This is a genomic window from Microbacterium sp. AR7-10 (assembly GCF_001878835.1).
GTDB lineage: Bacteria > Actinomycetota > Actinomycetes > Actinomycetales > Microbacteriaceae > Microbacterium > Microbacterium commune.
This window is the reverse complement of the sequence record NZ_MJIR01000073.1, coordinates 9,966-27,660: the sequence shown is the minus strand read 5'-3', so window position 1 is coordinate 27,660 and position 17,695 is coordinate 9,966. Positions and strand designations below refer to the sequence as shown.

The following is a 17,695-nucleotide window of genomic DNA, read 5'->3' as shown; positions in this document are numbered from 1 at the left end:
GGCGGGAAAGCAGGGGGCGGGGGACGGGGAAGGCCCCGGCCCTCCGAAGAGGGGCCGGGGCCTTCGACTCACTCAGGACCTATCAGTTGTAGGTGCCGGGGGTGATGTCATCCGTCGAGAACGCGTCGAAGTCGACGTATCCGAAGTCGCCGTCGGCGTACGCCCCGTCGGATGCGAAGATCCGGTTCGGGTAGCGCTCGCTCTTGGCCTCTTCCGTCGCCTCGACCGTGATGTCGCGGTACTTCGACAGACCGGTTCCGGCCGGGATGAGCTTTCCGATGATGACGTTCTCCTTGAGACCGATCAGCGGGTCGCGCTTGCCCTCCATGGCGGCCTGCGTGAGCACGCGGGTCGTCTCCTGGAAGGACGCGGCCGACAGCCACGACTCGGTCGCGAGCGACGCCTTGGTGATACCCATCAGCTCCGGACGACCCGACGCGGGGCGCTTGCCCTCTGCCACGGCCTCGCGGTTGATCTGCTGGTAGCGCTTCGAGTCGACCATCTCACCCGGCAGCAGCGTGGTGTCAGCGTGGTCGACCACGGTGACCTTGCGCAGCATCTGGCGGACGATGACCTCGATGTGCTTGTCGTGGATCGGCACACCCTGCGAGCGGTACACGCCCTGCACGCCGCCGACGAGGTACTTCTGCACCTCGCGGGCACCCATGACTCGCATGACCTCCTTGGGGTCGAGCGTGCCGACCTGCAGGGGCTGACCGACGGTGACGTGCTGGCCGTCCTCGACGAGAAGCGTCGCACGCTTCAGCACCGGGTAGACCACCTCTTCGTCGCCGTTGTCGGGCGTGAGGATGACCTTCTTGGCCTTCTCGGTCTCCTCGATCGTGATGCGGCCGTCGGCCTCGGCGATCGGGGAGGCGCCCTTCGGGGTGCGGGCCTCGAAGAGCTCCTGCACTCGCGGCAGACCCTGGGTGATGTCGTCGGCCGAGGCCGAACCACCCGTGTGGAAGGTACGCATCGTCAGCTGGGTACCGGGCTCACCGATCGACTGGGCGGCGATGATGCCGACGGCCTCGCCGATGTCGACGGTCTTGCCCGTCGCGAGCGAACGGCCGTAGCACTGCGCGCAGACACCGACAGCCGAGTCGCAGGTCAGCACCGAACGGACCTTGATGGTCTCGATGCCGGCCTCGACGAGCTTGTCGATCAGCACGTCACCCACGTCCTCACCGGCGGTGGCGACGACCTCGCCGGCCTCGGTGACGACGTCGGATGCCAGGGTGCGGGCGAACACCGAGTTCTCGACGTTCGCGTCGCGGGTCAGCACACCCTGCGAGTTCGGTGCGGCGATCGGGAGCTCGAGGCCCTTCGACGTGCCGCAGTCCTGCTCGCGGATGATGACGTCCTGCGACACGTCCACCAGACGACGGGTCAGGTAACCCGAGTCGGCGGTGCGCAGAGCGGTGTCGGCCAGACCCTTGCGGGTACCGTGCGTCGCGATGAAGTACTCCGCCACCGACAGACCCTCGCGGTACGAGGAGATGATCGGACGGGGGATGATCTCACCCTTGGGGTTGTTCACCAGACCGCGCATACCCGCGATGTTGCGGATCTGCAGCCAGTTACCACGAGCACCGGAGGTCACCATGCGGTTGATGGTGTTGTCCTCGGGGAAGTGCGCGCGCATCGCGGCCTGAACCTCGTCGGTCGCCTCGGTCCAGATCTTGATGAGTTCCTGACGACGCTCGATGTCGGTCGTCAGACCCTTGTCGTACTGCGACTGAACCTTCGCGGCCTGCTTCTCGTAGCCCGCGACGATCTCCGCCTTGTTCGGCGGGGTGAGGATGTCGCTGAGCGCGACGGTCACACCCGAACGGGTCGCCCAGTGGAACCCGGCATCCTTGATGCGGTCCAGCGTGGCGGCCGTCTCGACCTTGGGGTACTCCTCGGCCAGCTTGTTCACGATCTGCGACAGCTTGCCCTTGTCGGCCTGGCCGCGCACGAAGGGGTAGCCCTTCGGCAGGGCGCCGTTGAAGATCGCCTGACCGAGCGACGCGTCGACGAGACCGTGGCGCTCGTAGCCCTCGGGAGCCTCGCCCTCGAGGAAGGTCAGACCCGGGATGCGGATGCGGACCTTCGCCTGCAGATCGAGGGTGCCCTCGTCCTTCGCCAGGATCGCCTCGGAGACCGAGCCGAACGCACGACCCTCACCGGCAGCGCCCTCCTTGACCGTGGTCAGGTGGTGCAGACCGATGATCATGTCCTGCGAGGGCAGGGTGACCGGACGGCCGTCGGACGGCTTGAGGATGTTGTTCGAGGCGAGCATCAGCACGCGGGCCTCGGCCTGAGCCTCGACCGACAGCGGCAGGTGCACAGCCATCTGGTCACCGTCGAAGTCGGCGTTGAACGCGGCACAGACGAGCGGGTGCAGCTGGATGGCCTTGCCCTCGACGAGCTGCGGCTCGAACGCCTGGATGCCGAGACGGTGCAGCGTGGGCGCACGGTTCAGCAGCACCGGACGCTCGCGGATGATCTCCTCGAGCACGTCCCACACCTCGGGACGCGTGCGCTCGACGGCGCGCTTGGCTGCCTTGATGTTCTGCGAGTGACCGAGGTCGATCAGTCGCTTGATCACGAACGGCTTGAAGAGCTCCAGAGCCATCTGCTTGGGCAGACCGCACTGGTGCAGCTTCAGCTGCGGACCGACGACGATGACCGAACGGCCCGAGTAGTCCACGCGCTTGCCGAGCAGGTTCTGGCGGAAGCGACCCTGCTTTCCCTTCAGCATGTCGCTGAGGGACTTCAGGGCGCGGTTGCCGGTTCCGGTGACGGGGCGACCGCGGCGGCCGTTGTCGAACAGCGCGTCGACGGCCTCCTGCAGCATCCGCTTCTCGTTGTTGACGATGATCTCGGGAGCGCCGAGGTCGATCAGACGACGAAGACGGTTGTTGCGGTTGATCACGCGGCGGTACAGGTCGTTGAGGTCGGAGGTCGCGAAGCGGCCACCGTCGAGCTGCACCATCGGACGCAGCTCCGGCGGGATCACCGGGACGACGTCGAGCACCATCGCGGCCGGGCTCATGCCGGTCTCGAGGAACGAGTTGACGACGGTCAGGCGCTTGATCGCACGGATCTTGCGCTGGCCCTTGCCCTCCGAGATCTGCAGGTGCAGGCTCTCGGACTCGGCCGCCAGGTCGAAGGTCTCGAGGCGACGCTTGATCGCCTCGGCACCCATGTGCGCCTCGAAGTACTGACCGAACCGGTCCTGCAGCTCGTGGAACACGTCGTCCTCGGGGCGCAGCGCGCCCACCTCGAGCGTGCGGAAGTCCTCCCACACGCGCTCGAGCTTGGCGATGGCCTCGTCGGCACCCTTGCGGGTGAGGGTCATCTCCTTCTCGGCGGCGTCCTTGACCTTCTTCTTCGCGTCGGCCTTGGCACCCTCCGCCTCGAGGGCGGCGAGCTCCTCCTCCAGCTTCGCCATCCGCTCCGCGATCTTCGCGTCGCGGCGGTCGCCGAGCGTCTTCAGCTCGAGCCGGATGTTGTTCTCCTGCGTGGCGAGGTCGCGGTGACGAGCATCCTCGTCGACCGAGATCACCATGTAGGCGGCGAAGTAGATGACCTTCTCGAGGTCCTTCGGCGCCATGTCGAGCAGGTAGCCGAGGCGCGAGGGAACACCCTTGAAGTACCAGATGTGCGTCACGGGAGCGGCGAGCTCGATGTGACCCATGCGCTCACGACGGACGGAGCTCTTGGTGACCTCCACGCCGCAGCGCTCGCAGACGATGCCCTTGAAGCGGACACGCTTGTACTTGCCGCAGGCGCACTCCCAGTCGCGGGAGGGTCCGAAGATCTGCTCGCCGAAGAGGCCGTCCTTCTCGGGCTTCAGCGTGCGGTAGTTGATCGTCTCGGGCTTCTTGACCTCGCCGAAGGACCATCCGCGGATGTCGTCAGCGGTGGCCAGGCCGATTCGAAGCTCATCGAAAGTGGTTGATTCGAGCACTAGTTCTCCTGTGTAGAAAAAATCTGTCGCTTGTCGAGGGCCGAGATCAGATCTCGTCGATCGACGCGGCTTCGAAACGGCTGGAGATGTTGATGCCGAGCTCCTCCGCTGCGCGGAAGGCCTCGTCGTCGGTGTCCCGCAGGTTGACGGCGGTGCCGTCGGCCGAGAGCACCTCGACGTTCAGGCAGAGCGACTGCATCTCCTTCATGAGCACCTTGAAGGACTCGGGGATGCCGGGCTCCTGGATGTTCTCGCCCTTGACGATCGCCTCGTACACCTTGACGCGGCCGAGGATGTCGTCGGACTTGATCGTGAGCAGCTCCTGCAGTGCGTACGCGGCACCGTAAGCCTCGAGCGCCCACACCTCCATCTCGCCGAAGCGCTGTCCACCGAACTGCGCCTTACCGCCGAGCGGCTGCTGGGTGATCATCGAGTACGGGCCCGTCGAGCGTGCGTGGATCTTGTCGTCGACGAGGTGGTGCAGCTTCAGGATGTACATGTAGCCGACCGAGACGGGAGCCGGGAACGGCTCGCCGGAGCGGCCGTCGAACAGCAGCGTCTTGCCCGAGGAGTCGATCAGGCGCACGCCGTCACGGGTGGGCAGGGTCGAGTCGAGCAGACCCGAGATCTCGGCCTCGCTGGCACCGTCGAACACCGGGGTCGCGACCTTGGTGTTCGGGGCGACGTCGCGACCGTTCTCCGGCAGCTTGGCGGCCCACTCGGGGTCGCCCTCCACCTTCCATCCGGTCTTGGCGATCCAGCCGAGGTGGGTCTCGAGCACCTGACCGAAGTTCATTCGACCCGGGATGCCGAGCGGGTTCAGCACGACGTCGACCGGCGTGCCGTCCGACATGAACGGCATGTCCTCGACGGGCAGGATCTTCGCGATGACACCCTTGTTGCCGTGACGGCCGGCGAGCTTGTCGCCCTCGGTGATCTTGCGCTTCTGAGCGATGTAGACCACGACGCGGCGGTTGACTCCCGAGCCCAGCTCGTCGTCGCCCTCCTCGGCGTCGAACTCCTTGACGGCGATGATCGTGCCCTGCTCACCGTGCGGCACCTTCAGCGAGGTGTCGCGCACCTCGCGGCTCTTCTCGTTGAAGATGGCGCGCAGCAGGCGCTCTTCGGCCGACAGCTCGGTCTCGCCCTTCGGCGTGACCTTGCCGACGAGGATGTCGCCGGGACGGACCTCGGCGCCGATGCGGATGATGCCGCGCTCGTCGAGGTCCTTCAGCAGCTCGGGGCTGACGTTGGGGAGGTCACGGGTGATCTCCTCCTTGCCCAGCTTCGTGTCGCGGGCGTCGACCTCGTACTCCTCGATGTGGATCGACGAGAGGGTGTCGTCCTTCACCAGCTCCTGGCTGAGGATGATGGCGTCCTCGAAGTTGTGACCCTCCCACGGCATGAACGCCACGAGCAGGTTCTTGCCGAGAGCGAGCTCGCCGTTCTCGGTGGCGGGACCGTCGGCGATGACCTCGCCGACCTCGACGCGCTCACCGGCGCTGACGATCACGCGCTGGTTGTAGGAGGTGCCCTGGTTGGAGCGGTCGAACTTGCGCAGGTGGTACTCCTGCGTGCCGCCCTCGTCGAGCATGACGACGACGCGGTCTGCGGAGACCTCGCTGACCACACCGGCCTTCTGCGCGGTGATCACGTCACCCGCGTCGATGGCGGTATAGCCCTCCATGCCGGTGCCGACGAGCGGCGAGTCCGAGCGCAGCAGCGGCACGGCCTGACGCTGCATGTTGGCGCCCATGAGCGCGCGCTGCGCGTCGTCATGCTCGAGGAACGGCACGAGCGAGGTCGCGACCGACACCATCTGGCGCGGCGAGACATCGATGTAGCCGATCTCCTCGGGCAGGAACAGGTCGACCTCGCCCGATCCGCCGCGGGGGCGGGCCAGGACGTGGCTCTCGATGAAGCGGCCGTTCTTGTCGAGCGGCGCGTTGGCCTGGGCGATGTTGAAGTCGACCTCCTCGGCTGCCGTGAGGTAGTCGATCTGGTCGGTGACGGCGCCGTCGACGACGCGACGGTACGGCGTCTCGATGAAGCCGAACGAGTTGATGCGCGCGAACGTCGCGAGCGCACCGATCAGGCCGATGTTCGGGCCTTCCGGCGTCTCGATCGGGCACATGCGGCCGTAGTGCGACGGGTGCACGTCTCGCACCTCGACGCCGGCGCGGTCACGCGAGAGACCACCGGGGCCGAGGGCCGACAGGCGGCGCTTGTTGGTCAGACCCGCGAGCGGGTTGTTCTGGTCCATGAACTGCGACAGCTGCGAGGTGCCGAAGAACTCCTTGATCGCGGCCACGACGGGGCGCACGTTGATCAGGGTCTGCGGCGTGATCGCCTCGATGTCCTGCGTGGTCATGCGCTCGCGGACGACGCGCTCCATGCGCGACAGACCGGTGCGGACCTGGTTCTGGATCAGCTCGCCGACGGCGCGGATGCGACGGTTGCCGAAGTTGTCGATGTCGTCGGTCGCGATGCGGATCTCGGTCTTCTTGCCGCCGCGGATGCCTTCGAACGTCTCGTCGCCGCGGTGGATGCGCACCAGGTACTTGATGGTCGCGACGATGTCGTCGACGGTGAGCACCGAGTCGGTGAGCGGAGCGGCGAGACCGAGCTTCTGGTTGATCTTGTAGCGACCCACCTTCGCCAGGTCGTAGCGCTTCGGGTTGAAGTAGAAGTTGTCCAGCAGCGAGCGCGCGGCCTCGGCGGCGACCTGCTCGCCCGGACGCAGCTTGCGGTAGATGTCGCGCAGCGCGTCTTCCTGGGTGAGGATGGTGTCCTTGGCCAGGGTCTCCTCGATCGAGGGGAAGCCGGAGAACTCGGCGAGGATCTGCTCGCTCGACATGCCCAGCGCCTTCAGGAAGACGGTGACGGACTGCTTGCGCTTGCGGTCGATGCGCACGCCGACCTGGTCGCGCTTGTCGATCTCGAACTCCAGCCACGCACCGCGGCTGGGGATGACGCGAGCGGTGACGATGTCCTTGTCACTGGTCTTGTCGGGAGTCTTGTCGAAGTAGACACCGGGCGAGCGGACGAGCTGCGAGACGACGACGCGCTCGGAGCCGTTGATGATGAACGTGCCCTTGCCGGTCTGCAGCGGGAAGTCGCCCATGAAGACCGTCTGGGTCTTGATCTCACCGGTGAGGTGGTTCATGAACTCGGCCTCGACGTACAGCGGGGCGGCGTAGGTCTTGCCGCGCTCCTTGCACTCGTCGATCGAGTACTTCTCGGGCTCGAGGTACGGGTTCGTGAACGAGAGCTGCATGGTCTCGCCGAGGTCCTCGATCGGGGAGATCTCCTCGAAGATCTCGCCCAGGCCGGAGACCTCGGAGACGTCGTTGCGGCCGGACTTCTTGGCCTCGGCGACGCGCGCCTTCCAGTCGTCATTGCCGACGAGCCAGCCGAACGACTCGGTCTGCAGAGCCAGCAGATCCGGGACATCGAGCGTGTCGGAGATCTTGGCGAACGAGAGGCGGGAGACTCCGCGGCCGTTCTTGTTGGTGGTGGATGTGGATGCGTTGCGAGCAGCAGCCAAGGGAGTAACCTCCGTGAGCCCCGCGCAGGGGCTGGTCGATTCCTAGACGTCGGTGGAGAGCGCGCTCGAGAGCTCAACGGATGCCGACCACCATATGAGGGCACGGAGAAGCGAGCGCAACTACCAACTATACGCACGATTTCACGACATGGCAAGCGGAATCCTTGACCAATGCCGGATGCTGGGGTATGAGCGACACTGCAGTATGCGCATCATGCTGAAGTTCACCATCGACTGCGACGTCGACACTGCGTGGCGGGCGCTGCATTCGCCGCGCATCGTCGGCGAGCTGTACGCTCCCCTGCTGCAGATGCAGCCGCTGCTGCCCGACGGCCTGCCCGAGCGGTGGACTCCGGGCGATGAGGTGCCGGTGCGACTGGCCGCGTTCGGGCGCATCCCGGTCGGCACGCAGCTGATCCACATCAGCGATCGCACCGTCGACGAGCCCGGCGGTCCGGTGCGCATCCTCCGCGACAGCGGCATCCCGCTCACCGGCCCGCTCGGCGCACTCGACGTGTGGGACCACCAGATGGCGGTCTGCGCTCAGCCGGGTCACCCCGGCCGGACGCTGTGGCGCGATCGGCTGACGTTCGACGGGCCGACCGCAGCGCTGCTCTGGCCGGTGCTCTGGGTGTCGTGGCAGGCGCGCGCGCTGCGCGTGCGCGCGCTGGCGCGGCGCTGGGCGCGCGACCCGGACCTGCGGGGCTGAGGCTCCCGCGTCAGGAGGCGATGCCGAGCTCGTTGCCCGGGATGGATGCCAGCAGGCGCCGCGTGTACGGGTCGCGGGGGTTGGTGAAGATCTCCTCCGAGCTGGCCGCCTCCACGAGCGCGCCGTCCTTCATCACGCACACGTAGTCGCTGATCAGACGCACCACCGCGAGGTCGTGCGAGATGAACAGATAGCTGAGTCCGTACTCCTTCTGCAGGTCGCCGAGCAGGGTGAGGATCTGGTCCTGCACGAGCACGTCGAGGGCCGACACCGGCTCGTCGCAGACGATGAGATCGGGAGAGAGGGCGAGAGCGCGGGCGATGGCGACGCGCTGACGCTGACCGCCGGACAGCTCCGACGGGTAGCGCTGCAGCATCGACTGCGGCAGGGCGACGTCATCGAGCAGGGTGCGCACGCGCGAGCGACGCTCGGCGCGACTGCCGCGCTTGTAGAACTCCAGCGGCTCGGCGATCAGACGCTCGATCGTGAACATCGGGTTGAGGCTCGAGTACGGGTCCTGGAACACCGGCTGCACGCGCTGGCGGAACTCCCGCGACTGCGCGCGGTCGAGCTTCGCGATGTCGTTGCCCTCGAAGCGGATCGTGCCGGCGGTCGGCTCGATGAGCTTGAGCAGCATGCGGGCGGTGGTCGTCTTGCCCGACCCCGACTCGCCCACGATGGCGACGGTCTTGCCGCGCGGGATCGCGAGCGACACGTCGTCGACGGCGACGAAGTCCGACGCGCTCCCGCGCATCGGGTACACCTTGCGCAGTCCCTCGATCTCGACGATGTTGTCTGCGACGGCGTCCGCCGCGGCATCCTGCTCCCGCCCCGTCTGGAACACCTCCGGCTGCAGCCGCGCGGCGGCGATCGACGGCGCCGCCTGCACCAGACTCTGCGTGTACGGATGCTGCGGGTCCTCGAGGATCTGGCGCGCCGGGCCCTGCTCGACGACGCGACCGCGGTGCATGACCGCCACCCGCTGGGCGCGCTCCGCGGCGAGACCGAGGTCGTGGGTGATCAGCAGCACGGCGGTGCCGAGCTCGCGTGTCATCTCGTCGAGCTGATCGAGGATCGTCTGCTGCACCGTGACGTCCAGCGCACTGGTGGGCTCGTCGGCGATGAGCAGACGCGGCCGGCAGGCCAGGCCGATCGCGATGAGGGCGCGCTGGCGCAGACCTCCCGACAGCTCGTGCGGGTACTGCTTGGCGCGACGCTCGGGGTCGGGAAGACCCGCCGCGGAGAGCGCCTCGATGACCTTCTGCTGCACGGTGGAGCGGTTCGCGAGGCCGTGCGCGAGCAGCGTCTCGGCGACCTGCGTGCCGATCTTGGCGACGGGGTTGAGGTTCGACATCGGATCCTGCGGCACCATGCCGATGTCGCGACCGCGGATTTTGCGCATCTCGTTCTCGGAGATGCCGACCAGTTCGCGCCCGTCGAGGGTGATGCTGCCACCGGCCACCCGACCGCCCGAGGCGAGCAGACCGATCACGGCCATCGCGGTGGTCGACTTCCCCGAGCCGGACTCGCCGACGATCGCGACGGTCTCCCCCGGGGCGATCTCGAGGTCGACGCCCTCGACGGCGTGCACGACGCCGTCGACGGTGCCGAAGTCGACGGCCAGGTTCGACACCTGCAGCAGCGGCTGGCGCACGGCATCCGGGTTCGTGTTCATCTTCTCGTTCCTCATCGCGCACGCGTCCTCGGGTCCATCGCCTCGCGCAGCGCCTCGCCGAACAGCGTGAAGCCCAGCGCGGTCACCGCGATGCAGATGCCGGGGAGGAAGGCCAGCTGCGGAGCGATCGCCAGCTCGTTCTGCGCGTAGGTCAGCATCCGACCCCACTCGGCCGTCTCGGGGCGTCCGCCGCCGAGACCGAGGAACGACAGCGCCGCCGCGTCGATCACCGCGGTGGCGAGGGTGAGGGTTCCCTGCACGATGACCGGGCCGATGGCGTTCGGCAGCACGTGCGACATGGTGATGCGGCCGCGACCGAGCCCGAGCGTCTGCGCCGAGAGCACGTATTCGGCCGAGCGCTGCTGCAGCATCGACGCACGCAGCAGGCGGGCGAAGATCGGCACCTGGGAGGCTCCGATGGCGATCATCACCGCCGACGGCGTCTGCCCCAGGATCGCGGCGATCGACACCGCGAGCAGCAGGTTCGGCACCGAGAGGATGATGTCGACGATGCGCATGATCAGCGTGTCGACCCAGCCCCCGAAGGTTCCCGCGAGCAGGCCAAGCAGCATGCCGCCGACGAGACCGAGGGCGGTGGAGACGACGCCGACCAGCAGCGAGGCCTGCGCTCCCCAGATCAGCTTCGACAGGACGTCGCCGCCGAAGCGGTCGAGACCGAGCGGGAATCCGTCGACTTCGCCGATCCCGGGGATGCCGGTGGGCGTGATGTACTCGGTGCCCGGGAGAGAGCGCTCCGGGTACGGTGCGAGCAGCGGAGCCAGCGCCGCCACCAGCAGGAACAGCAGCACGATGACGGCGCCGACCCACGCGGCGGGGTTGCGCCGCAGGCGTCGGAACACGTCATGCCAGAATCCGCCGCCGGACGCGAGATCGGCCTGTGCGACGGCGACGGTGTCGAGCACCTCGCCGCCCTGGGCGGGTGGGAGCACTGCGCTCATCACTGAACCCTCACTCTCGGATCGATCAGGCTGTACGACACGTCGACGGCCAGGTTGATCAGCGCGTACGCGATCGCGATGAAGATGATGAAGCCCTGCAGCACGGGGAAGTCCCGCGCGAAGATCGACTGCGCGAGGAACGACCCGATGCCGGGATAGGCGAACACGGTCTCGGTGAGCACCGCGCCCGAGATCAGCAGACCCGTCTGCAGTCCGATCGTGGTGATCACCGGCAGCATCGCGTTGCGCAGGATGAACCGGTTGCGCAGCGTGGCGGGCGCCACGCCCTTCGCCTTGCCGGTGCGGACGTAGTCGGCGTTCTGCACCTCGAGCACGCTGGCCCTGGTGATGCGCACGATGATCGCCAGCGGGATCGTGCCCAGCGCGAGCGCGGGCAGCACCAGGTGCAGGATGGCGTCCCACGCCGCATCGAACTCGCCGGTGATGATGCCGTCCCAGACGTAGAAGCCGGTGACGTGCGTGGCGTTGATGCGCGGGCTCTGCCTTCCGTCGGAGGGAAGCCAGCCCAGCTGCACGGCGAAGATGTACTTGAGGATGAACGCGAGGAAGAACACCGGGATGGTGATGCCGACCAGGCTGAAGATCACCGCGCCGTGGTCGGTCCACTTCCCGTGGCGGCGCGCCGCCCAGTATCCGAGCGGGATGCCGATGCCGACCGCGAAGACGAGCGCGGCGATGCTGAGCTCGATCGTGGCCGGGAAGCGGCGGAAGAACTCCTCCACGACGGGGCGGGACGTGACGATCGACGCTCCGAAGTCGCCCTGCAGCAGCCTGCCGATCCAGGTGACGTACTGCTCGATGAGGGGCCGGTCGAAGCCGTAGAGGGCGTTGACCTGCTCGACCGCCGCCGGGGTGGCCTTCTCACCGAGCAGGGCGACGGCGGGGCCGCCCGGCAGGGCGCGGACCCACGCGAACAGCAGGATGCTGAGGCCGAAGAGGGTGGGGATGAGCAGCAGCAGCCGCTTGCCGATTGTTCGCAGCACGAAGTTCTCCGTCAGGGCGCGTCGCCCGCCCCGGACCTCACAGGTCCGAGGCGGACGACGTGGCGGGCATCACTTGGTGAGGACGATCTCCGAGAAGACCTCGTCGTTCACCGGGCTGGCCGGGTAGCTCTTCACACGCTCGGCGAACGCGAGGGTGGGCGCCGGGTGGGCCAGCGGGACACCGGGGATGAACTCCGCGACCTCCTCGTTGATCTTCTCGTACGCCGCGGTCTGGTCCTCGATGTTCGAGATGCCACGGGCATCCGCCAGTGCGCCGAACAGCTCGGCGTTGTCGAAGCCCCACTCCGCGCTCTGCTGTCCGAAGAAGACGCCGACGAAGTTGTCGGTGTCGTTGTAGTCGCCGGTCCAACCCAGCAGGTGGATGCCGTGGTCGGGCGTGCTCGAGATCTTCTCGAGGTAGTCCGGGCTCCACGCGTCGGTCTGCGGGTTGACCTTCACGCCCGCCTCCTCGAGCTGCTTCGCCAGCACGGTGAAGATCTGCTCGGGGTTGGGCATGTACGGACGCGAGACGTTGACCGGGTAGTTGAAGGTCAGCGTGAGCGGGTTGTCGGCCGTGTAGCCGGCCTCGGCCAGCATCGACTTCGCCTTGTCGACGTCGTACTCGTAGGTGGTGACGTCCTTGTTGTAGCCGTTGACCACCGGCGGCACGAACTGCGTGGCCTTCTCGGTGCCCTCGGGCAGCACCTGCTTGATCAGCGCGTCCTTGTCGATGGCGTGCGAGAGCGCCTCGCGCACCGTGATGTCCTGCAGCTCGGGCACCGCCTGGTTGAAGCCGAGGTAGAGGATCGTGAACGGCTTGCGCGACACCATGGTGAAGCCCTTCTCCTCGAGGGCCTTGGTGTCGGCGGGGCCGACCAGGTCGTACCCGTCGATGTCGCCGGCCTCGAGCGCCTGGCGGCGAGCGGTCGGGTCGTCGATGACGCGGAAGATGACCTCTTCGATCTGGCCCTTCTCGCCCCAGTAGTCGCCGTAGGACGTGAGCGTGACGTTCTCGCCCGGGGCCCACGAGTCGAACTGGAACGGTCCGGTGCCGACGGGGTGCGCCTTCGCGTACTCCGACAGCGTGGGCGCAGCGGCGGTGCCGCCGACCTCATCGGCCTTGAACTCCTGCAGCGCCGACGGGCTCTGCATGCTGAACGCGGGCAGCGACAGCGAGGCGACGAAGCCCGCGAAGGGCTTGTTCAGCTCGATCGTGACCTTGTCGTCGCCGTCGGGGGTGCACGACTTGTACACGGCGTCCGCCGGGTTCGACGCGTAACCGCGGAACAGCTTGTTGTAGTAGTAGCCGAGCGCCTCGGAGGCGAGCAGATCGGTCCAGTTGTACCAGCGCTCGAAGTTGAAGCAGACGGCCTCGGCGTTGAACGGCGTGCCGTCGTGGAACGTCACCCCGGTCTTCAGGTCGAAGGTGTGGGTCATGCCGTCCTCGGACGACTCCCACGACTCGGCGAGCAACGGAGCGGGGTCGGCGGTGCCGGGCTCGGTGCCGACGAGACCCTCGAAGATCTGGCGCGAGACGCGGAAGGTCTCGCCGTCCTGCGCGAGGGCCGGGTCGAGGCCCTGCGGGTCGGACGATGCGGCGAAGACGAAGGTGCTGTCGACGTCGCTGGACGACTCGGAGCTGTTGTCGTCGTCACGCTGGCTGGCGACGCAGCCTGTCAGCAGCATCGCTGCGACGGCCGCGCCGGCGGCGAGCGCGAAGCCTCGCCTGCGGGTGCTGTGGAGCATGGTGTGCCTCTCTGTGGAATGCTTCTTCGCATGAATCGGATGCCCCATCGCATCCGCACATGATGTCTTGACGCTACTCAGCGCCCCCGCCGATCGCCAAACTTTCGCGTGTTGCGATCCGGTATCGGGTCGTCCCCTGCCGCGCGCTGTAGGGTCGGGTGCCATGACGCGCACCCCCGTCGCTCAGCACGCCCCGCACCGCACGCCCTCAGCCTGGGGGTCGGCTCTGCGGATGCTGAGCATCGGCGCCGCGGTCGTTGCGGTCTCGGCTCTCGGGATCGGCGGCTTCATCGCCGCGGACCTCACGCTGCGGGTGGGTCAGGACGCGGTCGATCTGGAGGACGCATCGGAGGTCGCTCCCCCGTCGCTCGCGGCGTACCCGGGCGAGTTCGCGGTCCTCCTCGTCGGCACGGACGAGTGCGGTGAGGTGTCGACGCAGAAGCTCGGTGAGCGGTGCGTCGGCGAGGACGGCATCCGCAACGACGTCAACCTGCTCGTGCACGTCTCGGCCGAGCCGCGCAAGGTGAGCGTCGTCTCGCTGCCGCGCGACCTGATGCTGGAGGTGCCCGAATGCACGCGTGAGGACGGCTCGGTGGCATCCGGAGCATCCTCGGCGGTGATCAACACCGTCTTCGAGCGGGCCGGGCTGTCGTGCGTCGTCAAGTCGGTCGCCGCGCTGAGCGGGATCGACATCGGCTTCGCCGCGAAGCTCAGCTTCGACGGCGTGATGAAGATCACCGACGCGATCGGCGGGGTGCAGATCTGCGTCGGCGGCACGGGCATCCGCGACCGCGACACCGGGATCGACTGGCCGCCCGGACTGCGCACGGTGTCGGGTTACGACGCGCTGCAGTTCATCCGGGTGCGCAAGGGCATCGGCGACGGCAGCGACCTCGCGCGCATCTCCAACCAGCAGCAGTACATGTCGCGTCTGGCGAAGACGATCCTCAGCAGCGAGACCCTCACCGACGTGCCGAAGGTGCTGCGGCTGTCGAACGTCGTCGCCGACAACGTCGATCCGAGCAGGGAGCTCGCCAACCCGGTGCGCCTCGCGCAGCTCGCGCTCGCACTGAAGGACGTGCCGTTCGAGGAGTTCAAGTTCCTGCAGCTGCCCACGGTCGAGGCGCCGTCCGATCCGAACCGCGTCGTGATCGACGACAGCGCGGCCGAGCCGATGTGGCAGGCCATCCGCACCGGGGAGTCGATGCAGATCACCGGTGAGGCCAGCAACCACGGAGGCGTGGTCGCCGACGGCCCGGTCTCGCCTGCGGAGCCCTCCGCCCCGGCATCCGATGCGCCGAGCCCCGCACCGTCGGCGACCGACGGCGTCGTGCTGTCGGAGCAGATCAGCGGCATCGACCTGAACCAGGAGACCTGCTCGGGCGGCCGGCGTCGCTGACGGACGCTCTCTGCCACGGACACGACCAAGCGACCTGCACCCCGCAGACCGCACGACAGAGGAGATGAGCATGGGACGAGCACGCGCGCGGGATGCCGCGAACCCGCAGGCGCGGCTCGAGCACGGCGGCATCGCCGAGGTGGCGCCGAGCGAGTTCGGCAGCGGCTTCGAGCTGATCGTCGACGGCACGCCGCAGTCGCACGTCGACCTGGATGATCCCACCCACCTGCACTTCGAGTACATCGTGCGGATGGGCGCGGTGATCGATCAGCTCGGCCCGTCGGCATCCGCCCCGCTCAGCGTCGTGCATCTCGGCGCGGGCGCGCTGACCGTCCCCCGCTACATCGAGGCGACCAGGCCCGGATCGCGCCAGCAGGTGATCGAGCTGGAGGCTCCGCTGGTCGCGCTCGTGCGCGAGCACCTTCCGCTGCCGCGGTCGGCGGCCATCCGCATCCGGATCGGCGACGCGCGCGAGGGGCTGCGGCGCCTGCCGCCCGCCCTGACCGGGCGCTGCGATCTCGTCGTCTCGGACGTGTTCTCCGGTGCCCAGACGCCCGCTCACCTGACCAGCCTGGAGTTCTACCGCGAGATCGCCGACCTGCTCGCGCCGGCGGGCGTGCTACTGGTGAACGTCGCCGACGGCCCTGGGCTCGCGTTCGCGCGCCGCCAGGTGGCGACCGCGATGAGCGTGTTCGACGAGGTCGCCCTGCTCGCCGACACGCAGGTGCTGAAGGGACGCCGATTCGGCAATCTCGTGATGGCCGCCTCACGCACTCCGCTTCCGACCGAGTGGCTGCCGCGGCTGCTGGCCGCGGGTCCGCATCCGGCGAAGATCGCTCAGGATGCCGAGGTCGCGGCGTTCGCGAAGGGCGCGGCGATCGTCACCGACGCGGATGCCGTGGCATCCCCCCGCCCCGACGCGAGCATCTTCCTGCGCTGATCCTCGGTTCGGGGTCATCCAGGGCGTGCCTCGGACGGTTCTCAGATCCTCGGGGCAGACTGGGATGACGGTCGCGGAGAGGAGCCATCAGTCGTGAATTTGATCCAGGGTTACGACCCCGACACCCTTCGTGAGATCGTCGACCCGCGGGAATGCGTGACGCGTCTCGCCGAGATCGAGCATCAGCGCAGTCTTCCCGTGCTGCTCGAGCGCGTGTGGCTGCTGAAGGTGCTCGATCGGCTCGACGAGGCGCTCGAGCTCGCCGACGAGACGGTGCGACAGGCGCGCATGGCCGGCACTCGCAAAGACCTGCTGCGCGCCCGCGTGCTGCACGCCACGGTGCTGCAGAACCGTGGCGCCAACGCCGCGGCGGCTCAGGAGCTCGCCACCTGCGCGAGCGAGGCCGAGGGCCAGGGCTGGGCGGGGATCGCCGCCTTCGCGCATCAGCATCACGGCAAGAACGCGTACGAGGTGCGCGATTTCGAGCAGGCGCGGGAGAGCTTCAAGCGCTCGCTGTTCCTGCGCCGGGCGGCCGGCGCCGACGACTCGGATCTCGAGAAGGCGCTGCGCGCCATCGAGGCCGCCGAGCGGCGCAGCGCGATGGAAGCCGACGCGCTCGTCTAGACCCGATGTCGGTCGCCGGTTCTACTCTGATCACATGGCCGATCTGAACCGCGTGCGCGTCTGGGGTGACGCGCTGATCCGCATGCACCTCGACGAGTCGTGGTCGTTCGAGTTCGACAACGCCAAGCGTCGTGCCGGACTGTGCGACTACCAGCGCCGCCGCATCTCGGTGTCGCGGTATCTCGCCGCCCGGTTCGACGACGACGAGGTGCATCAGACGCTGCTGCACGAAGTGGCGCACGCGCTGGCGGGGCACGCGGCGGGGCACGGACCGGCCTGGAAGCGCACCGCGCGCTCGCTGGGCTATGTCGGCGGCACCACCCACCAGGGCGAGACCGCGACCGAGCTCGCACCGTGGATCGGGCGCTGCCCCGCCGGGCACGTCGCCTATCGTCACCGCCGCCCGGCGCGCGAGACGTCGTGCGCGAAGTGCTCGCGCCGTTTCGATCGGCGCTTCCTGTTCGAATGGCATCGCCGCGAGATCACCGCGGCCGACAGGCTCGCCGCGCAGCTGCCGCGCTGAGCGCGCTCAGTCGGTCGGCGCTGCGGGCGGCGGGCGTCAGTCCGCGACCCGCGGAGCGCGATAGCGCCGGGTGAGCAGGGCGATCAGCCGCCAGCCGAGCAGCATGGCCGCGAGCACCAGCGAGGCGACGATGATGAACGGGGTCTCGGCGGTGTCGCCCGTGGCGATGCGCAGCAGCATCCCGCCGCCCACCGTCACGACCCAGACGATCACGCCCCAGCCGAGCGACCACGGCCGCCGCGGGCGCGCGGGGACGAGCGCGGCGAGCGCGTGCCCGACGACGAGCGCGACCAGGAACGGCCAGGCCGTGAGCAGGAACCCGAGCGGATTCTCGTCGTGCGATGCGCGGCCGATCGCCGCGAAGATGAGCACGAACACGGCGTCGACGATGACCGCGGGGACAAACCTCATGCTCCGACCCTATGCCGCCGCCCGACGGTGCTGTCGATGCCGCGCGGCCGGTCAGCTGAAGCGCTCGAAGACACCGTCGCGCAGCACGGCGGCGGTGTCGACGGCATCCAGCTCCGCCGCCTCTGCCGTGGTCGCCGGGCGCACTCCGGCGGCCTCCATGCGGGCGGTGGAGGCCACCCCTGCGACCAGCTCGCGGCCGG

Annotated in this window: 12 protein-coding genes; 5 read left to right on the top strand and 7 right to left on the bottom strand. The window is 68.2% G+C overall.

Annotated elements, in window-relative coordinates; translation table 11 throughout:
• Positions 1 to 82: 82 nt before the first annotated feature.
• Both rpoC and BFN01_RS10285 read right to left on the bottom strand, forming a co-directional pair.
• Positions 83 to 3,958 carry a DNA-directed RNA polymerase subunit beta' gene (rpoC, locus tag BFN01_RS10290; RefSeq protein WP_071644088.1) on the bottom strand — a complete coding sequence of 1,292 codons (3,876 nt, stop codon included), beginning with the start codon at positions 3,956 to 3,958 and terminating at the stop codon, positions 83 to 85.
• Positions 3,959 to 4,004: 46 nt separating this feature from the next.
• Positions 4,005 to 7,505: a DNA-directed RNA polymerase subunit beta gene (locus BFN01_RS10285; protein WP_071644086.1), complete on the bottom strand. Its 3,501-nt coding sequence runs from the start codon at positions 7,503 to 7,505 to the stop codon at positions 4,005 to 4,007.
• Positions 7,506 to 7,719: 214 nt separating this feature from the next.
• Between BFN01_RS10285 and BFN01_RS10280 the strand changes: the two genes are divergently transcribed.
• Complete coding sequence (locus BFN01_RS10280; RefSeq protein WP_256221115.1) at positions 7,720 to 8,214, top strand: hypothetical protein; 495 nt, start codon at positions 7,720 to 7,722, stop codon at positions 8,212 to 8,214.
• A gap of 10 nt (positions 8,215 to 8,224) precedes the next feature.
• Here BFN01_RS10280 and BFN01_RS10275 read toward each other — a convergent pair whose 3' ends face one another.
• The 4 genes from BFN01_RS10275 to BFN01_RS10260 form a co-directional block, all read right to left on the bottom strand.
• A complete protein-coding gene (locus BFN01_RS10275; protein ID WP_071644082.1) occupies positions 8,225 to 9,889 on the bottom strand; it encodes an ABC transporter ATP-binding protein in 1,665 nt (554 codons plus the stop codon).
• Positions 9,890 to 9,900: 11 nt separating this feature from the next.
• Complete coding sequence (locus BFN01_RS10270) at positions 9,901 to 10,848, bottom strand: ABC transporter permease (RefSeq protein ID WP_071644080.1); 948 nt, start codon at positions 10,846 to 10,848, stop codon at positions 9,901 to 9,903.
• Positions 10,848 to 11,852 (bottom strand): ABC transporter permease, encoded by a 1,005-nt coding sequence (locus BFN01_RS10265; protein WP_071644078.1) that lies wholly within the window; start codon positions 11,850 to 11,852, stop codon positions 10,848 to 10,850. The genes BFN01_RS10270 and BFN01_RS10265 overlap by 1 nt, the downstream gene beginning before the upstream one ends.
• A gap of 69 nt (positions 11,853 to 11,921) precedes the next feature.
• The gene (locus tag BFN01_RS10260; protein ID WP_071644076.1) at positions 11,922 to 13,598 is read right to left on the bottom strand and encodes an ABC transporter substrate-binding protein; all 1,677 of its coding nucleotides are present in this window, start codon (positions 13,596 to 13,598) and stop codon (positions 11,922 to 11,924) included.
• Positions 13,599 to 13,761: 163 nt separating this feature from the next.
• Between BFN01_RS10260 and BFN01_RS10255 the strand changes: the two genes are divergently transcribed.
• The 4 genes from BFN01_RS10255 to BFN01_RS10240 all read left to right on the top strand — a co-directional run bounded on the left by BFN01_RS10255 (position 13,762) and on the right by BFN01_RS10240 (position 17,084).
• Entirely contained in the window at positions 13,762 to 14,997 is a 1,236-nt protein-coding gene (locus tag BFN01_RS10255) for an LCP family protein (protein WP_071644073.1), read from the top strand.
• Between the two features lie 70 nt (positions 14,998 to 15,067).
• A complete protein-coding gene (locus tag BFN01_RS10250; protein ID WP_071644071.1) occupies positions 15,068 to 15,937 on the top strand; it encodes a spermidine synthase in 870 nt (289 codons plus the stop codon).
• Positions 15,938 to 16,030: 93 nt separating this feature from the next.
• On the top strand, positions 16,031 to 16,561 hold the full coding sequence (locus BFN01_RS10245) for a hypothetical protein (protein WP_071644069.1): 531 nt from the start codon (positions 16,031 to 16,033) through the stop codon (positions 16,559 to 16,561).
• A 34-nt stretch (positions 16,562 to 16,595) separates the two neighbouring features.
• A complete protein-coding gene (locus tag BFN01_RS10240) occupies positions 16,596 to 17,084 on the top strand; it encodes a SprT-like domain-containing protein (protein WP_071644067.1) in 489 nt (162 codons plus the stop codon).
• 36 nt (positions 17,085 to 17,120) lie between these two features.
• Here BFN01_RS10240 and BFN01_RS10235 read toward each other — a convergent pair whose 3' ends face one another.
• The gene (locus BFN01_RS10235) at positions 17,121 to 17,495 is read right to left on the bottom strand and encodes a DUF3054 domain-containing protein (RefSeq protein ID WP_071644065.1); all 375 of its coding nucleotides are present in this window, start codon (positions 17,493 to 17,495) and stop codon (positions 17,121 to 17,123) included.
• Positions 17,496 to 17,695: the final 200 nt, after the last annotated feature.

What these genes read in the sequence shown, in the direction of transcription:
- BFN01_RS10275 (WP_071644082.1), bottom strand. Translation starts at nt 9,889, where the DNA reads ATGAACACGAACCCGGATGCCGTGCGCCAGCCGCTGCTGCAGGTGTCG.
- BFN01_RS10235 (WP_071644065.1), bottom strand. Translation starts at nt 17,495, where the DNA reads ATGAGGTTTGTCCCCGCGGTCATCGTCGACGCCGTGTTCGTGCTCATC.
- BFN01_RS10255 (WP_071644073.1), top strand. Translation starts at nt 13,762, where the DNA reads ATGACGCGCACCCCCGTCGCTCAGCACGCCCCGCACCGCACGCCCTCA.
- BFN01_RS10260 (WP_071644076.1), bottom strand. Translation starts at nt 13,598, where the DNA reads ATGCTCCACAGCACCCGCAGGCGAGGCTTCGCGCTCGCCGCCGGCGCG.
- BFN01_RS10250 (WP_071644071.1), top strand. Translation starts at nt 15,068, where the DNA reads ATGGGACGAGCACGCGCGCGGGATGCCGCGAACCCGCAGGCGCGGCTC.
- BFN01_RS10280 (WP_256221115.1), top strand. Translation starts at nt 7,720, where the DNA reads ATGCTGAAGTTCACCATCGACTGCGACGTCGACACTGCGTGGCGGGCG.
- BFN01_RS10240 (WP_071644067.1), top strand. Translation starts at nt 16,596, where the DNA reads ATGGCCGATCTGAACCGCGTGCGCGTCTGGGGTGACGCGCTGATCCGC.
- BFN01_RS10270 (WP_071644080.1), bottom strand. Translation starts at nt 10,848, where the DNA reads ATGAGCGCAGTGCTCCCACCCGCCCAGGGCGGCGAGGTGCTCGACACC.